Here is a 17,738-nt window from a genome sequence, read left to right on the forward strand (position 1 = left end):
CGAGTCAGTCTAAATGACTGTATTACCGAAATGATTTTCGAGATCGCCCGGGCTTTTGGCAGCCTTCTAAGAGTGCTGCTGGCGATCCAGTTCTTCCGCGACAAGCTTCAGGTAATCCTCGATTGTCTTGCCGGGTTCGAGCTTGAAGGTTCGGCCGTTTGATGTGCAGGTCTCGATGAGATCGACTCGGAAGGCGCGGAACGCGCCGCGCAGCTCGCACCAGGCCGAGCAAGTCCAGACCCGCCCCCAGTAGTCAATCTGAAGCGGCCGGATGTCGCGCTCGCTCACCTCGCCCGTAAGTGATCTGTAGACGATCGCCAGAGTGAGACGCTCACGGATCGCTCGGCGGAGCAGCGGCATGTGGGCCAGACCCGCGCGGGTCTGCGCAAGTTCGTAGACGCCGAACCCCCAGGACGCGGGTGAACGACGCCGCACCGAGGCGTGGCCCTCCAGCTTGGCCATCAGGCTGCGGGCGGCCGCGCCGAGCTCCGCGTCCGCGGCCTCGCCGACGATAGCCATGCCGAGGCTCAGCGCTTCCAGCTCGATCAGCGACATGGCGAGCGGGGGCAGGAACACGGGCTCGCGCAGCAGATAGCCGACCCCGCGCTCGCCCTCGACCGGCACGCCCGAGGCGACCAGCGCATCCATGTCGCGGTAGACGGTTCGCTCAGAGACGGACAGGGCGGCGGCGAGCTCGCGGGCGGCATGGAGGCGTCCGTCGCGGACGATCTCGACGATATCGGCCAGCCGCTCCGCGCGCCGCATGCCGCCTCAATTCACGCTGATCGCGACGCTCGTATGCATCATTTTTACGGACGAGCCATCGATGGCGCGCAGGAACGGAGCGTTCGCCGGCTCCTTCGCGATGCCCGCGGCCGCCGCCTGAGCACTGTCCATGTCCCGCCATTCGACATGGTCGATCCAGGCCCCGTCCTCGCCGCGCGACAGCCGCCGCGACACGAACCCTCGGCAGCCGTCCACATAGGCGCTGACGGCCTCGGCTGACTTGGCGAACACCTCCGGGTCGGCCCCATCGATGAGCCGGAAGATGACGGTTTCGATCACGTGGGTCGTCACGGGCGTTCCTTTCGAGCGGTTGCACCGCCGCTTCCTGCCCGAAGCCAACTGACAGGATCCGTCAGTTGAGACCTGCCACAGCTCCACCGCAGCACCAATAGCTCGGTTACCTCATGAAGATCCTTCACATCGACGCTTCCGCGAGGATCGAAGGGTCTCACTCCCGCGCCCTGTCCGCACACTTCGTCAAGGCGCTGACCAAAGGCGCGCCGGGATCGAGCGTCGACCGGATCGACCTCGCGCTCTCGCCGCCCCGCCACTTCGGCGCGTGGGAAGCGGCCGCCGTCGCCACTCCGGTCGCCGATCACTCGCCCGAGATGCGGGCGGCGATCGCCGACTCCGATGCGTTCACTGCGCGTCTGCTGACGGCAGATGCGCTCGTCATCGGGACGCCGATCTACAATTTCGGCATGCCCTCGACCTTAAAGGCATTCTTCGACCATGTGTCACGCAACGGCCTGACCTTCGTGTCAGACGAGACGGGGACGCGAGGACTGCTCGGCGAACTCAGGGTGGCGGTCCTGGTCGCCGCCGGCGGCTCTTATGGACCCGGCGAGATGTTCGACGGCATGGACGCGCTCACGCCGCACATCCGCGCGGTCCTGGGCTTCATGGGCGTGACCGACCTCGCCTTTGTGACGGCCCGGCCGATGCTTTTCGCCGGTCCCGACGCTGCCGAAGCAACGATGGCTCGCGCGCTGGCCGAGGTGGACGCTTTGGCGGTGCGATGGCTGCCTTAGCGCCGCGCAGCGCGGATCGAGCCGAGCGGGCCGATAGCACGCGTCTCCCTATTCACTCTCAAGCGGCTTTAGCGCGCCGAAGAACCCGTCGACCCGCCGCACCTTGCCGGTCGCGCGGTCCAAGGTGACGGCATCCATGCCGTCGAACCGGCGTCCGTCGGGCCACGTGATCACCCACGAGTAGCGCGCGCGATCATGGTGCGCATCGATCGCGCTGGTGCGTGATATCCTGCATTCGCCGTTCTCGGCCCAGAATGCGTGGACCATGGCGAAACCGGCCAAGTACTTGGTGCGGGTGGTCGGGCTCGAACCGACACTCCTTTCGGAACCGGATTTTGAATCCGGCGCGTCTACCAATTTCACCACACCCGCGTTGAGCCCCTTGGCTCCTATGTGGCTCCTAGCCGATTTCGGCACTATTCGGGAGAGCCGATCAGATCGCCCGTAAGTGCCTGTTTTCGCATCGGAACCGAAAAAAGTTCTATAGAACTAAACAAACTCCTTTTTTGAGATCCTGCGCGTCCACCAACCTTGCCGCACACGCGTCGAGCCGCTTGGCGCCCGGTTGATCGCGACAGCTCTGCATTCGGCTGAAATCGGAAACTGCTCAGCCGTTTGGTTGCAATGTGGTTGCACCAGCGACCTCACCGGCGCTTAAAGCAGCTTGGCAGGTCGCTATGTCTTTGACTTATCGCGACTTTCCGGCCCAGCCTAAATTCTATTGACAGCCTTCGGAGGGCAGCGCTCTATCCAGCTGAGCTACGGGTGCCGGAAAGGAGCGCCTAGCAGCGGTCGGCGGCGGGCGCCAGCGGTTTTACGCAGGTCGCCTTACTTGGCGAGTTCGACCGGCTGAAACGGCGCCAGCCCGCAGCTTGCGCCGCGCATCGGCGGGTTCACGCTGAACACGGTGATGATGTCCTGCGCGCACAACTGGCTGAGCGACGTGGCGTAGCTGAACCGTCGTTCGAACCCGAGCTGCGGGCAGGAGTTCGGCAACGTGACGCGATAATAGCGGCCGCCGTTCACGCGAAAGTCGATGATCTGGTCGCTGCGAACCAGGCTCTCGCGGATACTGCTGATCGGGATGCAGGTCTGCGGCGCGCCCGCGGGTGTTGCGGCGGGCACGGCGTTCCGATCCCGCGCGGCACCCGGCGCGGCGAAGGTCACGATGGCGAGGGCAACCGGGAACAGGATACGCATCGACCTTCTCCTTCTGCCCTCGCCGCGGTCATTCCCCGGCGAAGGCGCTCTTCAGGCGGGAGAAGAAGCCCTGGCTCGCAGGACATTCATCCCCCGTCTCCGTCTCGCGGAACTCTTCCAGCAAGGCACGCTGACGGGTGGACAGCCGCGTTGGCGTTTCAACGTCGATCTGCACCACCAGATCCCCGAAGCCCCTGCCCTGCAGCACCGGCATGCCGGCGCCGCGCTGGCGCAGCTGCTTGCCGGACTGGATGCCAGCCGGGATGCGCAGTTCATGGTTCCGCCCATCCAGCCCCGGGATGGTGAGCGATCCGCCGAGCGCCGCGGTGGTGAAGCTGATCGGCGCGCGCGCGAACAGCGTAGTCCCCTCGCGCTCGAACAGGCTGTGCCGCTTCACGTGAAGGAAGATATAAAGGTCGCCGGCCGGCGCACCGCGCGCACCAGCCTCGCCCTCGCCGGTCATGCGCACGCGGGTCCCTTCGTCCACCCCCGGCGGGATCTCGACGCTCAGCGTCTTGGTACGCTCGATCCGGCCATCCCCGCGGCAGTCCGGGCAGGGGTCGTCAATCACCTGACCGGAGCCGTTGCAGACCGGACAAGCGCGCTCCACGACGAAAAAGCCCTGCTGTGCCCGCACCTTGCCGTGCCCGGCGCAGGTGTTGCAGGTGTGCGGATGGCTACCGGCACGCGCGCCTGAACCGTGGCACGTGTCGCAGGCGGCCGTCACATCGACCGTGATCTCCGCGGATTTGCCGTGAAAGGCCTCCTCCAGCGTGATCTCCATGTCGTACCGCAGATCGGCGCCGCGGCGCACCTGCTGGCGACCGCCCGGGCGACCACCCATGAATTCGCCAAAGACGCTCTCGAAAATGTCGGAGAAGCCGGAGAAATCCGCATGGCCATTGCCTGCGCCGCCACCGCCGTTGCGAAAGGCGGCATGGCCGTATCGGTCATAGGCCGCGCGCTTCTGCGGATCCTTCAGGCAGTCATAAGCCTCGCTGACCGCCTTGAACTTGGCTTCAGAATCCTTGCACCCGGCATTCTTGTCCGGGTGATACTTCATCGCCAGCTTGCGGTATGCGGACTTGATCGTCCCGGCATCGGCCGAACGCTCGACCTCCAGCAGTTCGTAGAAATCAACTTCGGTCATGCGGACCTCATAGCCCTCTCCCCTCCGGGAAGAGGGTTGAGAGAAGGGCAGTCATCGGCCGTTCCGACCTGCCCCTCTCCCGCCTTCACTTCGTTCGGCTGCCCTCTCCCCGGTGGGAAGAGGGCGAACCCATTACGCCTTCTGATTGTCGTCAACTTCCGAGAACTCGGCGTCGACCACATCATCTTCCTTCGGCGCATCGGTGCCGGCATCGGCGTTCGGGGAAGACTCAGCCTGCTGCTGCTTCTCGTAGATCGCCTGTCCCAGCTTCATCGCGACCTGCGCCAGCGCCTGGCTCTTCTCGTTCATCGCCTCGGGATCACCACCCTCGACCGCCGCCTTGGCGGCATCGATCGCGGCCTGGATCTCGCCCTTCAGCGCCTCGTCCACCTTGTCGCCATTGTCGGCAAGCTGGCGCTCGGTGGTGTGGATCAGCGATTCGGCGTTGTTCTTCGCCTCGGCACCAGCCTTGCGCTTCTTGTCCTCCTCGGCGAACTGCTCGGCTTCCTGCACCATCTTCTCGATGTCGGCATCCGACAGACCGCCCGATGCCTGAATGCGGATCTGCTGCTCCTTGCCGGTGCCCTTGTCCTTGGCCGACACGTTCACGATGCCGTTGGCGTCGATGTCGAACGTCACCTCGATCTGCGGCACGCCGCGCGGTGCCGGCGGGATGCCGACGAGATCGAATTGGCCGAGCATCTTGTTGTCGGCCGCCATCTCGCGCTCGCCCTGGAACACGCGGATCGTCACCGCCTGCTGATTGTCATCGGCAGTCGAATAGGTCTGCGACTTCTTGGTCGGGATCGTGGTGTTGCGATCGATCATGCGGGTGAACACGCCACCGAGGGTCTCGATGCCCAGCGACAGCGGCGTCACGTCGAGAAGCAGCACGTCCTTGACGTCGCCCTGCAGCACGCCCGCCTGGATCGCCGCGCCCATCGCCACGACTTCGTCCGGGTTCACGCCGGTGTGCGGCTCCTTGCCGAAGAAGTTCTTCACCGCCTCGCGCACCTTGGGCATGCGCGTCATGCCGCCCACCAGCACAACCTCGCTGATGTCGCTGGCCTTCACGCCCGCATCGGCGAGCGCCTTCTTCATCGGCTCGATCGTGCGCTTGATCAGGTCATCGACCAGGCGCTCCAGGTCGGCGCGGCTGATCGTCTTGACGAGGTGCTTCGGGCCATTCTGGTCGGCGGTGATGAACGGCAGGTTCACCTCGGTCGAGGCGGCCGACGACAGCTCGATCTTCGCCTTCTCGGCCGCTTCCTTCAGGCGCTGCAGCGCGAGCTTGTCCTTGGTGAGGTCGATGCCCTCATCCTTCTTGAAGCCCTCTGCCAGGTAATCGACCAGCTTGTTGTCGAAGTCTTCGCCACCCAGGAAGGTATCGCCATTGGTGGCCTTCACCTCGAACACGCCGTCGCCGATCTCCAGGATCGAAACGTCGAAGGTGCCGCCGCCAAGGTCATAGACCGCGATGGTCTTGCCGTCCTGCTTCTCCAGGCCATAGGCGAGCGCCGCCGCCGTCGGCTCGTTGATGATGCGCAGCACTTCAAGGCCCGCGATCTGGCCGGCGTCCTTGGTCGCCTGGCGCTGCGCGTCGTTGAAATACGCCGGCACGGTGATCACCGCCTGCGTGACCGTCTCGCCAAGATAGCTCTCGGCGGTTTCCTTCATCTTCTGCAGCGTGAAGGCGCTGATCTGCGACGGGCTGTAGTCCTTGCCGCCGGCCTGCACCCAGGCGTCGCCATTGGCGCCGCGCACGATGTGATACGGGACGAGCTCGGTATCCTTCTTGGTGATCGGATCGTCGAAGCGGCGGCCGATCAGGCGCTTCACCGCGAAGATGGTGTTGTCGCCGTTCGTCACCGCCTGCCGCTTGGCCGGCTGGCCGACCAGCCGCTCGCCATCCTTGGCGAAGGCGACGATCGACGGCGTGGTGCGCGCGCCTTCCGCATTCTCGATCACCTTGGGCTTGCCGCCCTCCATCACTGCGACGCAGCTGTTGGTGGTGCCAAGATCAATACCGATAACTTTTGCCATGAGTGCTCTTCTAGCCCCTGCTCAAACAAAAAACCTGCCGCTTCGCCCCGTTACGGCGACGGAACAGCGTTGACGAAGCGCGATATAGGTGCCGGTTCCCACGCCGCAAGGCACCTCCCCAGCTTGCCGCCGGAGACGGCGCGGCGTAGCGATCCGGCATCGTTTCGCCTGGGAGAAGCCCTTGTTCCGCACTGCCGCCGCGCTTGCCATTGCCGCTGCCGCCCTCACTGGATGTGCGCCCGAGCCGCAATTGTCCATCAGCGATGCCTGGGTGCGCCTTGCCGCGGTCGAGGGGCGGCCGGCGGCTGGCTATTTCACCGTCTCTGGCGGGCCGGCGGCCACAACGTTGGTCAGCGTCCGGACGGATCTAGCCCTGCGCACCGAGCTTCACGAAAGCATGGCGGCGGCGGGCGGCGGCATGACGATGGACGCGATCGATCAGGTGCCCGTCCCCGCACGCGGTGAGGTGCGGTTCGCGCCCGGCGGCAAACATGCCATGCTGTTCGGCGTGAACCCTCAGGTGAAGCCGGGCACTTCGCTTACCCTCACCTTCACCTTTGCCGATTCGACCCGGATACAGCACAAGGCACGCGTCATCGCCGCAGGGGATCCGGCACCGTCTGTCGACTGATCGCCGATGGCGGATGTACCGGCATCGCTGTGCAATCGCCGGGTCAGATCACTGGTCCGTAACCTTTGCGCGGCATCACTGTGGCGATGATCAAGCTTGCGACATGGCAGAACCGGGTGAGACGCCGGGTGGAAGGGCGCAGCCCCCGGCAGATCGCCGCGCTGACCCTCAAGACGCTCCGCCATGCCGCCCGTAGCTTCAGCCCCGCGGCGGCGCGGGCGCGGCGCGCGGATCAGGCGTTCGACCGGCGCTGGGGAACGGACACGGGCGGGACGATGAACCTGTCCGCGCTGAACGTCGCGCGCGATCGTGCGCTGCTCGGCTTCGGTTATCAGGCCAGCAATGGCGTCGCGTTGACGGAGGCGATGGCCATCGCCGCGATCGACCCGGCGCGCTTCGCTTTCGTCGATTACGGCTCGGGCAAGGGCCGGGTCGTCATGATTGCCGCCAGGTTGGGCTTCGCGCGCGCCATTGGCGTTGAGTTCGCGCCCGAGCTTCACACGGTCGCGCTCGCCAACGCGGATCGCTTCGCGGCCGTCAGTGGCGCGCCGATCCGCTGCGACATGGTGCTGGGCGACGCCGGCAGCTTCGACCCACCGCCTGGCCCCTTCTTCGCCTATATCTACAACAGCTTCGGCCCGGTGATCCTGCGCGAAGTGCTGGCCAGGCTGGAGCAGCGCGCCGGTGCCGGCGATCCCGTGTTCGCGCTTTACGTCAATCCGCGCCACCGCGAGGCGTTCGAAGACAACGGCTGCTGGCACGTCCTGGCCGATCGTGGCGATTGGGTGCTCTACCGCCTCGCCGCCACCGCTGGCTGAAGCGCGCAGGGCGCTGGACCGGCGCGCCGAACTGCCTACCTTGGCGGCAATGACCATCCGGCGCCTCACCGATGGCGAGAAGCAACTCGCCCGCTCCATCTACGGCGATGCCATCGATCTGGAGCAGGTTGAGGTCTGCCACCACCGATGGTGGCCGCTCCAGCCGCGCCATGTCGTGATGGCGCCGCGCGGTCGCATCCACTTCCACCCCCATGGCGGCCTTTACCGCGACGATTTCGCCGCCGCCCCGCTTGGCGAGCAGGGGCTGTTCATCCACGAAATGTGTCACGTCTGGCAGCACCAGCGCGGCATCTTCCTGCCGCTCGCGCGCCATCCCTTCTGCCGCTACCATTACAGCGTGGTGCCCGGGTGGCCGCTCAAGCGCTATGGCATCGAACAGCAGGCGGAGATCGTCCGCCACGCCTTCCTGCTGCGCGCCGGCGCGCGCATCGTCGGCGCGCCCGACCTTTCGACCTACGAGAGCATCCTGCCCTTCAGCCGCTGCTGAGCGGAACTCAAGGAGCAGCCGCGGCTTTCCCTTGCCGACGCGTGATCGGGGAGCAGGACCAATGAACAGGCGCAACGCGGCGATCGCAGGCGGCATCGTGGCCGGGATCGTGACCACGGCGGCGATGTGGGCGGGGCGGCGCAGCGGCGTGCTCGGCAAGACGCTCGATCGCGACGCGGTCGACTGGATCGACCGCACCACCGGCTCGCGCGAGGTGATCGGCGACACCGGCACCAGCATGGTGGAGTTCGCCAATCACCTCGGCGCGTCCGCAGCCTTCGGCGGCCTCTATGCGCAGGTTCGGCAATGGGCGCCCAATGTGCCCCCCGCCGCGCTCGGCGCGATGTTCGGCACCGCCCTTTACGTCATCAATATCGCCGGCATCGCGCCACTCCTCGGCATCACCGAGGGCGAGGTCGAGGCCGGCCCGCGCAAGGCGTCCGAACGCTGGGCGCTTCATGTCCTCCAGTCGGTCGTCACCGCGCTCGTCGCCGAACGGCTGACGAGCGAGGGAGACCAGGCAACCGCCTGACGCGCGGCGGCTGGTCCGCTCGCTCGTCAGCTCACTTCATCAGCACCAGCTCTTCCGCCATGGTCGGGTGCAGCGCCACTGTTGAATCGAACTGCGCCTTGGTCAGCCCGGCCTTCACGCATACCGCTGCCGCCTGGATGATCTCGGGGCAATCCGGCCCGATCATGTGGATGCCCACCACCCGGTCCGTCTCGGCATCGCACACCATCTTGTACAGCGATCGCTCGTCGCGGCCCGCCAGCACGTTCTTCATCGGCCGGAAGTCGGACGAATAGATCCTCACGGAGCCCAGCTTCTGCCGCGCCTCGCTCTCCGTCATGCCGACGCCGGCGATCGGCGGGTGGCTGAAGCACGCCGCCGGCACGCAATCATAGTCCACCGATGCGCCGCCCTTGCCGAAGAGGTTGTCGGCGAACGCCTGCCCCTCGCGGATCGCCACCGGCGTCAGCTGGATGCGGTTGGTCACGTCGCCGACGGCATGGATCGACGGGCAAGTGGAGCAATTGTCGTCGTTCACCGGCACCGCACCCTTGGCGTCCACCTCCACGCCGGCATTCTCAAGGCCGAGCCCGTCGGTGTTGGGCACCCGGCCGGTCGCGTACATCACGCAATCCACCACCACGGGGTCGTGCCCCGTCATGTGCACTTCCAGACAGCCGTCCTCGCGCTTCTCGATCTTTTCGAAGGTCGCGTCGAACCGGAATTCCAGTCCCTTCATCATGCTGATCTGGAGCAGCCGATCACGGATCTGCAGGTCATAGCCGCGCAGGATGTCCTTGGTGCGGTTCATGATGATGACGTGCGCGCCAAGCTGGTGAAAAATGCCCGCGAACTCGTTGGCGATATAGCCGGCGCCCGCGATCAGCACGCGGCTGGGAATGGCGTCCAGGTGAAACACCTCGTTGGAGGTGATGCCATGTTCGGAGCCGGGGAACTCCGGAACATGCGGCCGTGCGCCGGTGGCGACCAGGATGTGCTTGGCCGTCTTGGTCGTGCCGTCCGCCAGGGTCACTTCATTGGGACCGGCGATCGTCGCGCGCTGGTGGATGATCTCGGCGCCGTTGGACTCCAGCGTCGTCGTGTACGCCTTGTTGATCCGGTCGACCTCCGCCAGCACATTTTCCTGCAGGCACTTCCAGTCGAACGCGCAATCGTCCGGCACGCGCCAGCCAAAGCGCTGCGCATCCTTCAGATCCTCCGCGAAATGCGCGCCATAGACGAGCAGCTTCTTGGGCACGCAGCCGCGGATCACACAGGTGCCGCCGACGCGATATTCCTCCGCCACCGCCACGCGCGCACCATGCGCCGCCGCCACCCGCGACGCCCGCGTGCCGCCGGAACCGGCCCCGATGGTGAAAAGGTCGTAATCGAAATCGGGCATCAATTCACTCCACTGGCGTCGAGCGCAGATATGAGCCCGAGGTGCTGGACGAAAGGATCGAAATCCCGATCACTGTAAAGCAGCGGGATACGATCAAGAATGCAGCGCGTGGCGATCAGCGTGTCGATCGTCTTGCGCGGGGTGATGCCGAGCGCGCGGAGCCGGTGAAAGTTGCGCGCAGCTTCCACCGCCACACGATGATCGCAGACGACCATAGGATAGAAGTCTGCAAAAAACGATCGCACCCGCGCTAGATGGGCGTTGTCACGCGTCCCCTGCAGAACCTCGGCCAGAACCAAATCACCCAGGACCAGTCGCTGGCGGCTCGAGCGGGGGTTCAGAATGACGTCCGTTTGCGGCGTCAGACGATCTCGCAGGTTATCGATCCAGACGCCGGAATCGACGAAGATCAATCCCATCCAGGGAGCGGCTTGTCCGTCCGCAGCTCATTCAGATCGCCTTCCCAGCCGAGCCCCCGCATACCTTCAACAGCCTGCTGTTGCCGCATGAACGCCAACGACTCCCGAAGCGCGCGATCCACAGCCTCGCGCATAGTCCGCACGCCAAAGCCCCTCATCACTTCTTCGATGAGTTCGTCATCGATAACGATATTGGTCCGCATGTGTATGACTCCGTAGAGTCATACACATAGCGTCTGCGCCCGCTCTATTCCAGCCCGGCGCGCCGGATCAGGTCGGTCGTCGAGGGGTCGAAATCGCCCCCGCCCTTTGCCGCCGCCTTCGCCATTTCCTTGCCCAGCTCGACGCCGAACTGGTCGAACGAATTGATCCCCAGCAGCACGCCGTTCACGAACACGCGATGCTCGTAAAAGGCGATCAGCGCGCCAAGCGTGCGTGCGTCCAGCACATCGAGCAGGATGGTCGACGACGGCCGATCGCCTGGATAGGCGCGCGACGGATCGTCTGGGTTCGCCCGCCCCTTCATCAGCGCCGCACCTTGCGCAAATGCGTTGAGCAGCAGCTGGCGATGATGCTCCTCCGCCAGCGTATCACCAGCCTCGATCACGGCGAGGAACTCGACCGGAACCAGATGCGTACCCTGATGCAGCAACTGGAACACGGCATGTTGCGCATCGGTCCCCACCCCGCCCCAGGTGATCGGCGCGGTCGGCCGGCCGACCGGCTTGCCGTCCACCGTCACGCCCTTGCCGTTCGATTCCATCTCGAGCTGCTGGAGATAGCTCGGCAGCAGGCGCAGCCGCTCGTCATAGGCGAAGGGCGCGCGTGTCTCGCATCCGCGCACCTGTGTGTAATAAAGGTCGGCAAAGGCCGCGAGCACCGGCGCATTCTCGTGCAACGCGGACAGGCGGAAATGGCGATCCATCTCCGCCGCCCCTTCCAGAAGCTCGGCGAACTGGTCCCAGCCCAGCTTGATCGCAGCCGGAAAGCCGATCGACGACCACAAGGAATAGCGGCCGCCCACGCCTTCGGAAAACGGCAGGATGCGCGTCTCGTCCACGCCCCATTCGATCGCCTTTTCCGGCGATGCGGTCAGCGCGATGACCCGGCCATAGGGATCCTCGACGCCATTTTCCTGCATCCAGCCAATCGCGCTGTCCGCGTTCATCATGGTTTCGGTGGTGGTGAACGTCTTGGATGCGACCACCAGCAGCGTCGCCGACGGATCGAAACGGTCGAACACATCCTCCAGTGCGACCCCGTCCACATTGGATACGATCGCCACGTCATAACGCTCGCTGTCCCGTCCCAGCGCATCAACCAGAAGGTCGGGGCCAAGCGCCGATCCGCCGATGCCGACATGCAGCACGTGGCGCACCGGGCCGAACGCCTCCGCCTCGATCGCATCGATCAGCATCCGCATACGGGCATGATATTCCGCCGCGCGCTGCACGCTTTCGGCCTTGCCTTCGCCCCGCTCGGCGGTGTGCTCCACCGGGCGATCCTCGGTCACGTTGACATGCGCCCCGCCGAACATCGCATCCCGCTTGCCGGCCAGGTCCGCTTCCTTCGCCAGCTTCTCGAACGCGGCAACGGCGTCGCGCGTCAGGTGCGTCTTGGAGAAATCGAAATGGATACCGGACACGTCGAGCGACAGCTTCGCCAGCCGCTCGGGATCGTCGGCGAATAGCTGCTCCAGCCGGATCTGCGGAAGTGCCTCGATCGTCGACCAATCCGTCATTCTCACTTCTCCACGGTTCGAAGCCGGGCCGATGCGCCCCGATTGTTACGCCTCCGCGTTAACACGGAACGCGTCCTTAACTACAAGTGTGACACGAACAGGAACACAGGGGTGATCGTTCCAGCGGCTTGACGCGCCGCACGGCATCGGCAACGCCGCCAGCATGGCCGAAACCACTCCCGCCAAGCCCATGACCAGCGCTGCAAAGCCGCGGTCGGAAGCCAGCGACACGCTTCGCTTCCTTCTGAAGCTCGCGCTGATCGTATGGCTGTTCCGCAGCTTTGTCTTTGCGCCCTTCTCGATCCCCTCGGAATCGATGTTGCCGCGCCTCCTGATCGGTGACTACCTCTTCATCTCCAAGTGGAACTACGGCTATTCGCGCTGGTCCATGCCGTTCGGCGTGCCGCCGGTGTCGGGGCGCCTGTTCGGCAGCGTGCCCGCGCGCGGCGATACGGTGGTTTTCCGGTCCAAGGGAGAGGACGACCATGACGTGATCAAACGCGTGATCGGCCTGCCGGGCGACACGATCCAGATGCGCCGGGGCCAGTTGTTCCTGAACGGCCAGGCGATCGCGAAACAGCGAATTGCTGATTTCGTGGTGCCACTCTCGCCGAATTTCGATGAGCGGCATTGCGACGCCACGTTCATCGCCCCTACGCCGCAGGGCGCCACCTGCCGCATTCCGCGCTTCCGCGAAACGTTGCCGGGCGGCCGCAGCTATGAGGTGCTGGATCAGCGGTACATTCCCGACGCGGATGACACGCAGGTCTTCACCGTGCCAGCCGGTCACGTGTTCCTGATGGGCGATAATCGCGACGATTCCGCCGACAGCCGCTTCCCCTCTGCCGAAGAGGCGCTGCCGGGCCAGGCGCAGGGCATGGGCTTCATCCCGCTCGATCGTGTGCAGGGCAAGGCCGTGATCATCTTCTGGTCGACGGACGGCTCCGCCAGCTGGCTGCTGCCCTGGACCTGGTTCACCGCCGCGCGCTGGGATCGGATCGGAGGCGGTTTTGACTGATCTTGCCGCTTGGGTTGAACGCACCTTTGATCACGCGCCACAGGATCTGCCGACTTGGGAACGCGCGCTCACTCACGCGAGCCGCGGCGACGCGCATTATGAGCGGCTCGAATTCCTGGGCGATCGCGTGCTCGGTCTTTCCATGGCGGAATGGCTGTTCGACACCTTCCCCGATGAGCCGGAAGGTGCCCTGTCCAAACGGCTCAACGCGCTGGTCACGGGCGCCGTCTGCGCAGACATTGCCCGCGCAATCGGCGTCCCTGCGCACCTGCGGCTCGGCAAACAGGCGCGCGACGATGGCGCGAGCGACAGCGACAATATCCTCGGCGATGTGATCGAGGCGCTGCTCGGCGCGCTTTACCGCGAAGGCGGTCTTGGTCCCGCTCGCGCCGCCGTGCGCCGCTTGTGGGCGGATCGCATTCACGCCGGCTCGGCCGCGCCGCAGCATCCCAAGTCCGCGCTGCAGGAATGGGCCGCCGCTAACAATCGCAAGCCGCCCGTCTATGAGGTGGTCGATCGCTCCGGCCCCGGCCATGCCCCGCGCTTCACGGTAAAGGCCGCCATTCCCAAACTCGCCGAAAGCGAGGCGCAGGGCAGCAGCAAGCAGGAAGCCGAAACCGCCGCTGCCGAGGCATTGCTGCGCGAAGTCCGCGTCGCGCCGGCCAAAAAGACGCGCAAGAAATGATGCTGGCCAGCACTTGAGTGTCCGCGGCCGATTTTATCCGGTAAAAGGCCGCTCGTGATCCGCAGACATCCACCCCGCGGCCAAATCGCTCCGCTTCTCACCGTCATTTGCTTGCGCCGGTCGGTTTCAACCGCGCGCGCCTCGATAAAGGAATTCGCATGACCCGCTGCGGCCTCGTCGCCGTTCTCGGCGCGCCCAACGCCGGAAAGTCCACGCTCGTCAACGCGCTGGTCGGCCAGAAGGTCGCCATCGTCAGCCCCAAGGCACAAACCACCCGCACGCGCCTGCTCGGCGTTGCGATGGAGGGCGATGCCCAACTCCTGCTCGTCGACACGCCCGGCATCTTCGACCCCAAACGCCGCCTCGATCGCGCCATGGTCGCCGCTGCCTGGGGCGGGACCGAGGGCGCCGATGTGCTGGCGTTCGTGGTGGATGCCAAGGGTGGTCTGGGCCCGAAGGTCACTGACATCGCGGAGCAGATTGCGGCTCGGCCGGAGCCCAAGCTTCTTATCCTGAACAAGGTCGATGTCGCTGATAAGCCGAAGCTTTTGGTTCACGCGGAAAAGCTGAATGCACTTGTCCCGTTTACGGCGACCTATTTCGTCAGCGCCTCGACGGGCGACGGCCTCCCCGAACTGAAGCGAGCGATCGCTGCGGCGATGCCCGAGGGGCCGTGGCATTTTCCCGAAGACCAGGTTTCCGACGCAAGCGAACGGATGCTCGCCGCCGAAGTCACCCGGGAGCAGCTATACCTGCAGCTGCACGCCGAGCTTCCCTATGCCGCGACCGTCGAGACCGAAAAGTTCGTCGATCGCGCGGACGGTGCCGCGGAAATTCACCAGCAGATCCTCGTCGAGCGGCCTACCCAAAGGGCCATCGTGCTCGGCAAGGGTGGCACGCGGATCAAGGAAATCGGTGCCCGCGCCCGCGCCGAACTGGCCGTTCTGCTTGATCGCCCGGTGCACCTGTATCTTCACGTCAAGGTGAAGCCGGGCTGGGACGAGGACCGCGGGGTTTATCGGGATATCGGGCTCGACTGGGTGGACTGAACGGATTGGCGAACCGGCCAAAGTCGTTCGCCAACCTCCTGATTAGTCCGCCAAAGTCTCGTCCACCCATGCCGGCACGAGCTGGGTCGCGGGACCCAGCCGGCTCTGCGCGAACCAGCCGCTGCCGGCGGACCGCTCAAGGTTGAGCTCCAGCGTCTCCGCCCCGAAACGGCGCGCGAGCTGCACGAAACCCGCCGCCGGATAGACTGCTCCAGACGTCCCGATCGAAACGAACAGGTCGCATCCGGCCAGCGCTTCCTCGATCCGCTCCATGCCATAGGGAACCTCGCCGAAGAACACGATGTCTGGACGCAGCGCAGGTTGCTTGCACATGGCGCAAGGCTGACCCGGGGGCATCGGATCGGGCCACGGCGCCCGCGCCTCGCACGCCGCGCACAGGGCAGAGTTCAATTCGCCATGCATATGCTGCAGCCGGCGCGCACCGGCGCGTTCGTGCAGATCATCGACGTTCTGGGTGACAATCAGCAGGTCGCCGCTCCAGCTGCGGTCAAGCCGGGCCAGCGCCTGATGCGCGGCATTGGGCTGAACCGCCGCCAAGGCCGCGCGCCGCATGTCGTAAAAGCGATGGACGAGCACCGGATCGGCCGCGAGCGCCTCCGGCGTACACACGTCCTCAACCCGGTGGTATTTCGGAACAAGGTCGTCTTCGTAAACTTCCCAATAGGTTTCGCCGCCCTTGGTGCGGAAGGTCGGCACGCCTGACTCAGCGGAGATACCTGCGCCGGTGAGGATGACGATGTTCGAGTGCTTGCTCATCCGGTTGGTATATCCGATCAGGTCAGCATGATGGACAGAGACTTGGCCCGTATTGTCATCGGCTCAGCGTTCCGAGCCTCCCGGGAACTCGCGGAGCTTGTGCCTCTCCTGAGAGAGCATGATGACCAAAGCGAGGATCTGCGGCTCGGGCTTGCTTCCGCTATCGCAGAGATCGGGCAGGCCGTGCTGACCCCCCTGTTTGAAGCGTTTCCGGACATGGAAGCGGAAACTCACAACCTGATTGAGCGCTACGGTCGAGCGATCTAATCGTCAGGGGCAAGCGCCGATAACTGTTTATCGGAAGGCCACTCCTCCTCGACCCGGTGACCTTCCCACAAACCACCCGGGCCACGGAACGTGGAAAGGCCGCTTTCCGCCGAAATTCCTGCGCCGGTCAGGATCACAATGCTGTGCACATCGTTCATGTCACCAGCCAATAGTTCATGGCGGGACGACATGCGACATTGATGCATGTCAACCTCTCGACGCCCGTGGTGTCGGGCGGTATCGGGGCGTGGAACAAGCATCAAGGGAAGCACATGACCGCGATCGGCATCTACGGAAGCGCGGGACGGATGGGTCGCGTCATCGCTACCATTGCCGCGGACGAGGGCGCGTCGATCGCCGGCGGCGTGGACGCCCGCGAGGATCCCGTTCCCCTGGCGCATGACTCTGACGTTCTTGTGGATTTCTCGACACCTGCCGCGCTGGAGGCGCATCTGGCCGCGGCGGTGGATGCTGGGACGCCCATCGTGATCGGCACCACCGGCCTCAGCGCGACGCACCACACGCTGATCAACCGCGCAGCGGAGACGATCGCCGTGCTCCAAACCGGGAACACCTCACTGGGAGTCACCCTGCTCGGCATTCTGGTGCAGCAGGCAGCGCAGCGGCTCGGCCCGGAATGGGACATTGAGATTGTCGAGATGCATCATCGGCACAAGGTGGACGCACCTTCGGGCACGGCGTTGCTCTTGGGCGAGGCGGCCGCTCGGGGTCGAAATACGACGCTGAATGAAGAGCGCGTCGACGGCCGGGCGGGGCTTGTCGGGGCGCGCACGGAAGGCACGATCGGCTTTTCCTCACTGCGCGGCGGCACGGTGATCGGCGATCATCAGGTGGTTTTCGCCGGCGAAGGCGAGCGGATCGAGCTTGGCCATCGCGGTGAGGATCGCTCGATCTTCGCTCGCGGCGCGGTCAAGGCTGCAATGTGGCTCGCGGGCCGGCCAGCCGGGCGCTATGGCATGGCGGAGGTTCTTGGCTTTTGAAAAAGGCCGACATTTTCGAGTTCTTCCGCCGTCTTGCCGAGGCCAACCCGCATCCCGAAACCGAGCTTGAGTCGGGCAACACTTACCAGTTGCTCGTGGCCGTCGTTCTTTCAGCCCAGGCGACCGACGCCGGCGTGAACAAGGCAACGCGCCGCCTCTTCGCCGAAGTGAAGACCCCGGCACAGATGCTGGCGCTGGGCGAAGACGGGCTGAAGCAGCACATCAAGACCATCGGGCTATTCAACAGCAAGGCAAAGAACGTCATCGCCCTGAGCCAGGCGCTGGTGGATCAATATGGCGGCGAAGTGCCGGCCGATCGCTCGGCTCTGGAGCAGCTTGCCGGTGTCGGACGCAAGACCGCCAACGTCGTAATGAACGTGGCGTTCGGTGCGGAGACATTCGCCGTCGACACCCACATATTCCGGGTCGGCAATCGCACTGGGCTCGCTCGCGGGAAGACGCCGTTAGCGGTGGAGCTGAAGCTGGAGAAGGCGGTGCCACAGCCGTTCCGCCTACACGCGCACCACTGGCTGATCCTGCACGGCCGCTACATCTGCAAGGCGCGGACGCCGGAATGCTGGCGTTGTCCGGTTATCGACCTTTGCGCCTTCAAGCCGAAGACGCCGCCGCCTGCCACGAAGAAGAGTGCGCCGGCGGCCGGTTAGCACATGCTGCTACCGCCACCGAACGCCCTTTCTCAG

General features: G+C 65.1%; 22 protein-coding genes, 1 tRNA gene and 1 pseudogene. 11 read left to right on the forward strand and 13 right to left on the reverse strand.

The features are described 5' to 3' along the window. Positions 1–66: 66 nt before the first annotated feature. Together AX702_RS11505 and AX702_RS11510 are read right to left on the reverse strand one after the other, a co-directional pair. Positions 67–765, reverse strand: coding sequence for a helix-turn-helix transcriptional regulator (locus AX702_RS11505; protein ID WP_066779667.1), 699 nt, complete (start codon positions 763–765; stop codon positions 67–69). Between the two features lie 6 nt (positions 766–771). Next, positions 772–1,065 carry a hypothetical protein gene (locus AX702_RS11510; RefSeq protein WP_197420579.1) on the reverse strand — a complete coding sequence of 98 codons (294 nt, stop codon included), beginning with the start codon at positions 1,063–1,065 and terminating at the stop codon, positions 772–774. A 125-nt stretch (positions 1,066–1,190) separates the two neighbouring features. On the opposite strand from AX702_RS11510, the gene AX702_RS11515 reads away from it, so the two are divergent. Continuing rightward, a complete protein-coding gene (locus AX702_RS11515) occupies positions 1,191–1,817 on the forward strand; it encodes an FMN-dependent NADH-azoreductase (RefSeq protein WP_082746217.1) in 627 nt (208 codons plus the stop codon). Positions 1,818–1,865: 48 nt separating this feature from the next. Here the strand turns inward: AX702_RS11515 and AX702_RS21635 are convergent, their stop codons facing one another. The 5 genes from AX702_RS21635 to dnaK all read right to left on the reverse strand — a co-directional run bounded on the left by AX702_RS21635 (position 1,866) and on the right by dnaK (position 6,210). Beyond that, positions 1,866–2,099 carry a hypothetical protein gene (locus tag AX702_RS21635; RefSeq protein ID WP_082746218.1) on the reverse strand — a complete coding sequence of 78 codons (234 nt, stop codon included), beginning with the start codon at positions 2,097–2,099 and terminating at the stop codon, positions 1,866–1,868. Between the two features lie 5 nt (positions 2,100–2,104). Continuing rightward, a tRNA-Leu gene (locus AX702_RS11520) sits at positions 2,105–2,189 on the reverse strand. Positions 2,190–2,645: 456 nt separating this feature from the next. Next, entirely contained in the window at positions 2,646–3,017 is a 372-nt protein-coding gene (locus AX702_RS11525; RefSeq protein ID WP_066779674.1) for a hypothetical protein, read from the reverse strand. Positions 3,018–3,045: 28 nt separating this feature from the next. Continuing rightward, a complete protein-coding gene (gene dnaJ, locus AX702_RS11530) occupies positions 3,046–4,167 on the reverse strand; it encodes a molecular chaperone DnaJ (RefSeq protein WP_066779677.1) in 1,122 nt (373 codons plus the stop codon). 132 nt (positions 4,168–4,299) lie between these two features. Beyond that, a complete protein-coding gene (dnaK, locus tag AX702_RS11535) occupies positions 4,300–6,210 on the reverse strand; it encodes a molecular chaperone DnaK (protein ID WP_066779679.1) in 1,911 nt (636 codons plus the stop codon). Positions 6,211–6,391: 181 nt separating this feature from the next. Between dnaK and AX702_RS11540 the strand changes: the two genes are divergently transcribed. The 4 genes from AX702_RS11540 to AX702_RS11555 all read left to right on the forward strand — a co-directional run bounded on the left by AX702_RS11540 (position 6,392) and on the right by AX702_RS11555 (position 8,699). Beyond that, complete coding sequence (locus AX702_RS11540; RefSeq protein ID WP_066779681.1) at positions 6,392–6,841, forward strand: copper chaperone PCu(A)C; 450 nt, start codon at positions 6,392–6,394, stop codon at positions 6,839–6,841. A gap of 86 nt (positions 6,842–6,927) precedes the next feature. Then, on the forward strand, positions 6,928–7,659 hold the full coding sequence (locus AX702_RS11545; protein WP_156455456.1) for a class I SAM-dependent methyltransferase: 732 nt from the start codon (positions 6,928–6,930) through the stop codon (positions 7,657–7,659). A gap of 49 nt (positions 7,660–7,708) precedes the next feature. Next, positions 7,709–8,167 (forward strand): vgr related protein, encoded by a 459-nt coding sequence (locus AX702_RS11550; RefSeq protein WP_066779691.1) that lies wholly within the window; start codon positions 7,709–7,711, stop codon positions 8,165–8,167. Positions 8,168–8,228: 61 nt separating this feature from the next. After that, positions 8,229–8,699 carry a hypothetical protein gene (locus AX702_RS11555; RefSeq protein WP_066779693.1) on the forward strand — a complete coding sequence of 157 codons (471 nt, stop codon included), beginning with the start codon at positions 8,229–8,231 and terminating at the stop codon, positions 8,697–8,699. A gap of 31 nt (positions 8,700–8,730) precedes the next feature. Here the strand turns inward: AX702_RS11555 and gorA are convergent, their stop codons facing one another. The 4 genes from gorA to pgi are packed head-to-tail and all read right to left on the reverse strand — an operon-like array spanning position 8,731 to position 12,240. Then, a complete protein-coding gene (gene gorA / locus AX702_RS11560; protein WP_066779694.1) occupies positions 8,731–10,080 on the reverse strand; it encodes a glutathione-disulfide reductase in 1,350 nt (449 codons plus the stop codon). Beyond that, complete coding sequence (gene vapC / locus AX702_RS11565; RefSeq protein WP_066779696.1) at positions 10,080–10,499, reverse strand: type II toxin-antitoxin system VapC family toxin; 420 nt, start codon at positions 10,497–10,499, stop codon at positions 10,080–10,082. Before vapC ends, gorA begins: the two co-directional genes overlap by 1 nt. Next, positions 10,490–10,702 carry a type II toxin-antitoxin system VapB family antitoxin gene (locus tag AX702_RS11570; protein ID WP_066779698.1) on the reverse strand — a complete coding sequence of 71 codons (213 nt, stop codon included), beginning with the start codon at positions 10,700–10,702 and terminating at the stop codon, positions 10,490–10,492. Before AX702_RS11570 ends, vapC begins: the two co-directional genes overlap by 10 nt. 44 nt (positions 10,703–10,746) lie before the next feature. After that, positions 10,747–12,240, reverse strand: a complete 1,494-nt coding sequence (gene pgi, locus AX702_RS11575) for a glucose-6-phosphate isomerase (protein ID WP_066779702.1) — start codon at positions 12,238–12,240, stop codon at positions 10,747–10,749. A gap of 163 nt (positions 12,241–12,403) precedes the next feature. On the opposite strand from pgi, the gene lepB reads away from it, so the two are divergent. The 3 genes from lepB (at position 12,404) to era (ending at position 14,992) form a co-directional block, all read left to right on the forward strand. Then, the gene (gene lepB, locus AX702_RS11580; protein ID WP_066779704.1) at positions 12,404–13,258 is read left to right on the forward strand and encodes a signal peptidase I; all 855 of its coding nucleotides are present in this window, start codon (positions 12,404–12,406) and stop codon (positions 13,256–13,258) included. Next, complete coding sequence (rnc, locus tag AX702_RS11585; RefSeq protein WP_066779706.1) at positions 13,251–13,943, forward strand: ribonuclease III; 693 nt, start codon at positions 13,251–13,253, stop codon at positions 13,941–13,943. Before lepB ends, rnc begins: the two co-directional genes overlap by 8 nt. Positions 13,944–14,101: 158 nt before the next feature. After that, positions 14,102–14,992 (forward strand): GTPase Era, encoded by an 891-nt coding sequence (gene era, locus AX702_RS11590; protein WP_066779774.1) that lies wholly within the window; start codon positions 14,102–14,104, stop codon positions 14,990–14,992. A 42-nt stretch (positions 14,993–15,034) separates the two neighbouring features. Here the strand turns inward: era and AX702_RS11595 are convergent, their stop codons facing one another. Beyond that, entirely contained in the window at positions 15,035–15,769 is a 735-nt protein-coding gene (locus AX702_RS11595; RefSeq protein ID WP_066779708.1) for an NAD-dependent deacylase, read from the reverse strand. Positions 15,770–15,811: 42 nt separating this feature from the next. Here AX702_RS11595 and AX702_RS11600 point away from each other — a divergent pair, with 42 nt between their 5' ends. Beyond that, a complete protein-coding gene (locus tag AX702_RS11600) occupies positions 15,812–16,036 on the forward strand; it encodes a hypothetical protein (RefSeq protein ID WP_156455457.1) in 225 nt (74 codons plus the stop codon). Between the two features lie 44 nt (positions 16,037–16,080). Here the strand turns inward: AX702_RS11600 and AX702_RS22075 are convergent. Further along, positions 16,081–16,194: pseudogene (locus tag AX702_RS22075) on the reverse strand (NAD-dependent protein deacylase); the annotation flags it as partial. A gap of 114 nt (positions 16,195–16,308) precedes the next feature. Here AX702_RS22075 and dapB point away from each other — a divergent pair. After that, positions 16,309–17,037, forward strand: a complete 729-nt coding sequence (dapB, locus tag AX702_RS11605) for a 4-hydroxy-tetrahydrodipicolinate reductase (protein ID WP_066779776.1) — start codon at positions 16,309–16,311, stop codon at positions 17,035–17,037. Beyond that, on the forward strand, positions 17,034–17,702 hold the full coding sequence (gene nth, locus AX702_RS11610) for an endonuclease III (protein ID WP_066779711.1): 669 nt from the start codon (positions 17,034–17,036) through the stop codon (positions 17,700–17,702). Before dapB ends, nth begins: the two co-directional genes overlap by 4 nt. The last annotated feature ends 36 nt before the right edge of the window (positions 17,703–17,738 follow it).

This window comes from Sphingomonas sp. CCH5-D11, from assembly GCF_001557395.1.
Taxonomy (GTDB): domain Bacteria; phylum Pseudomonadota; class Alphaproteobacteria; order Sphingomonadales; family Sphingomonadaceae; genus Sphingomonas.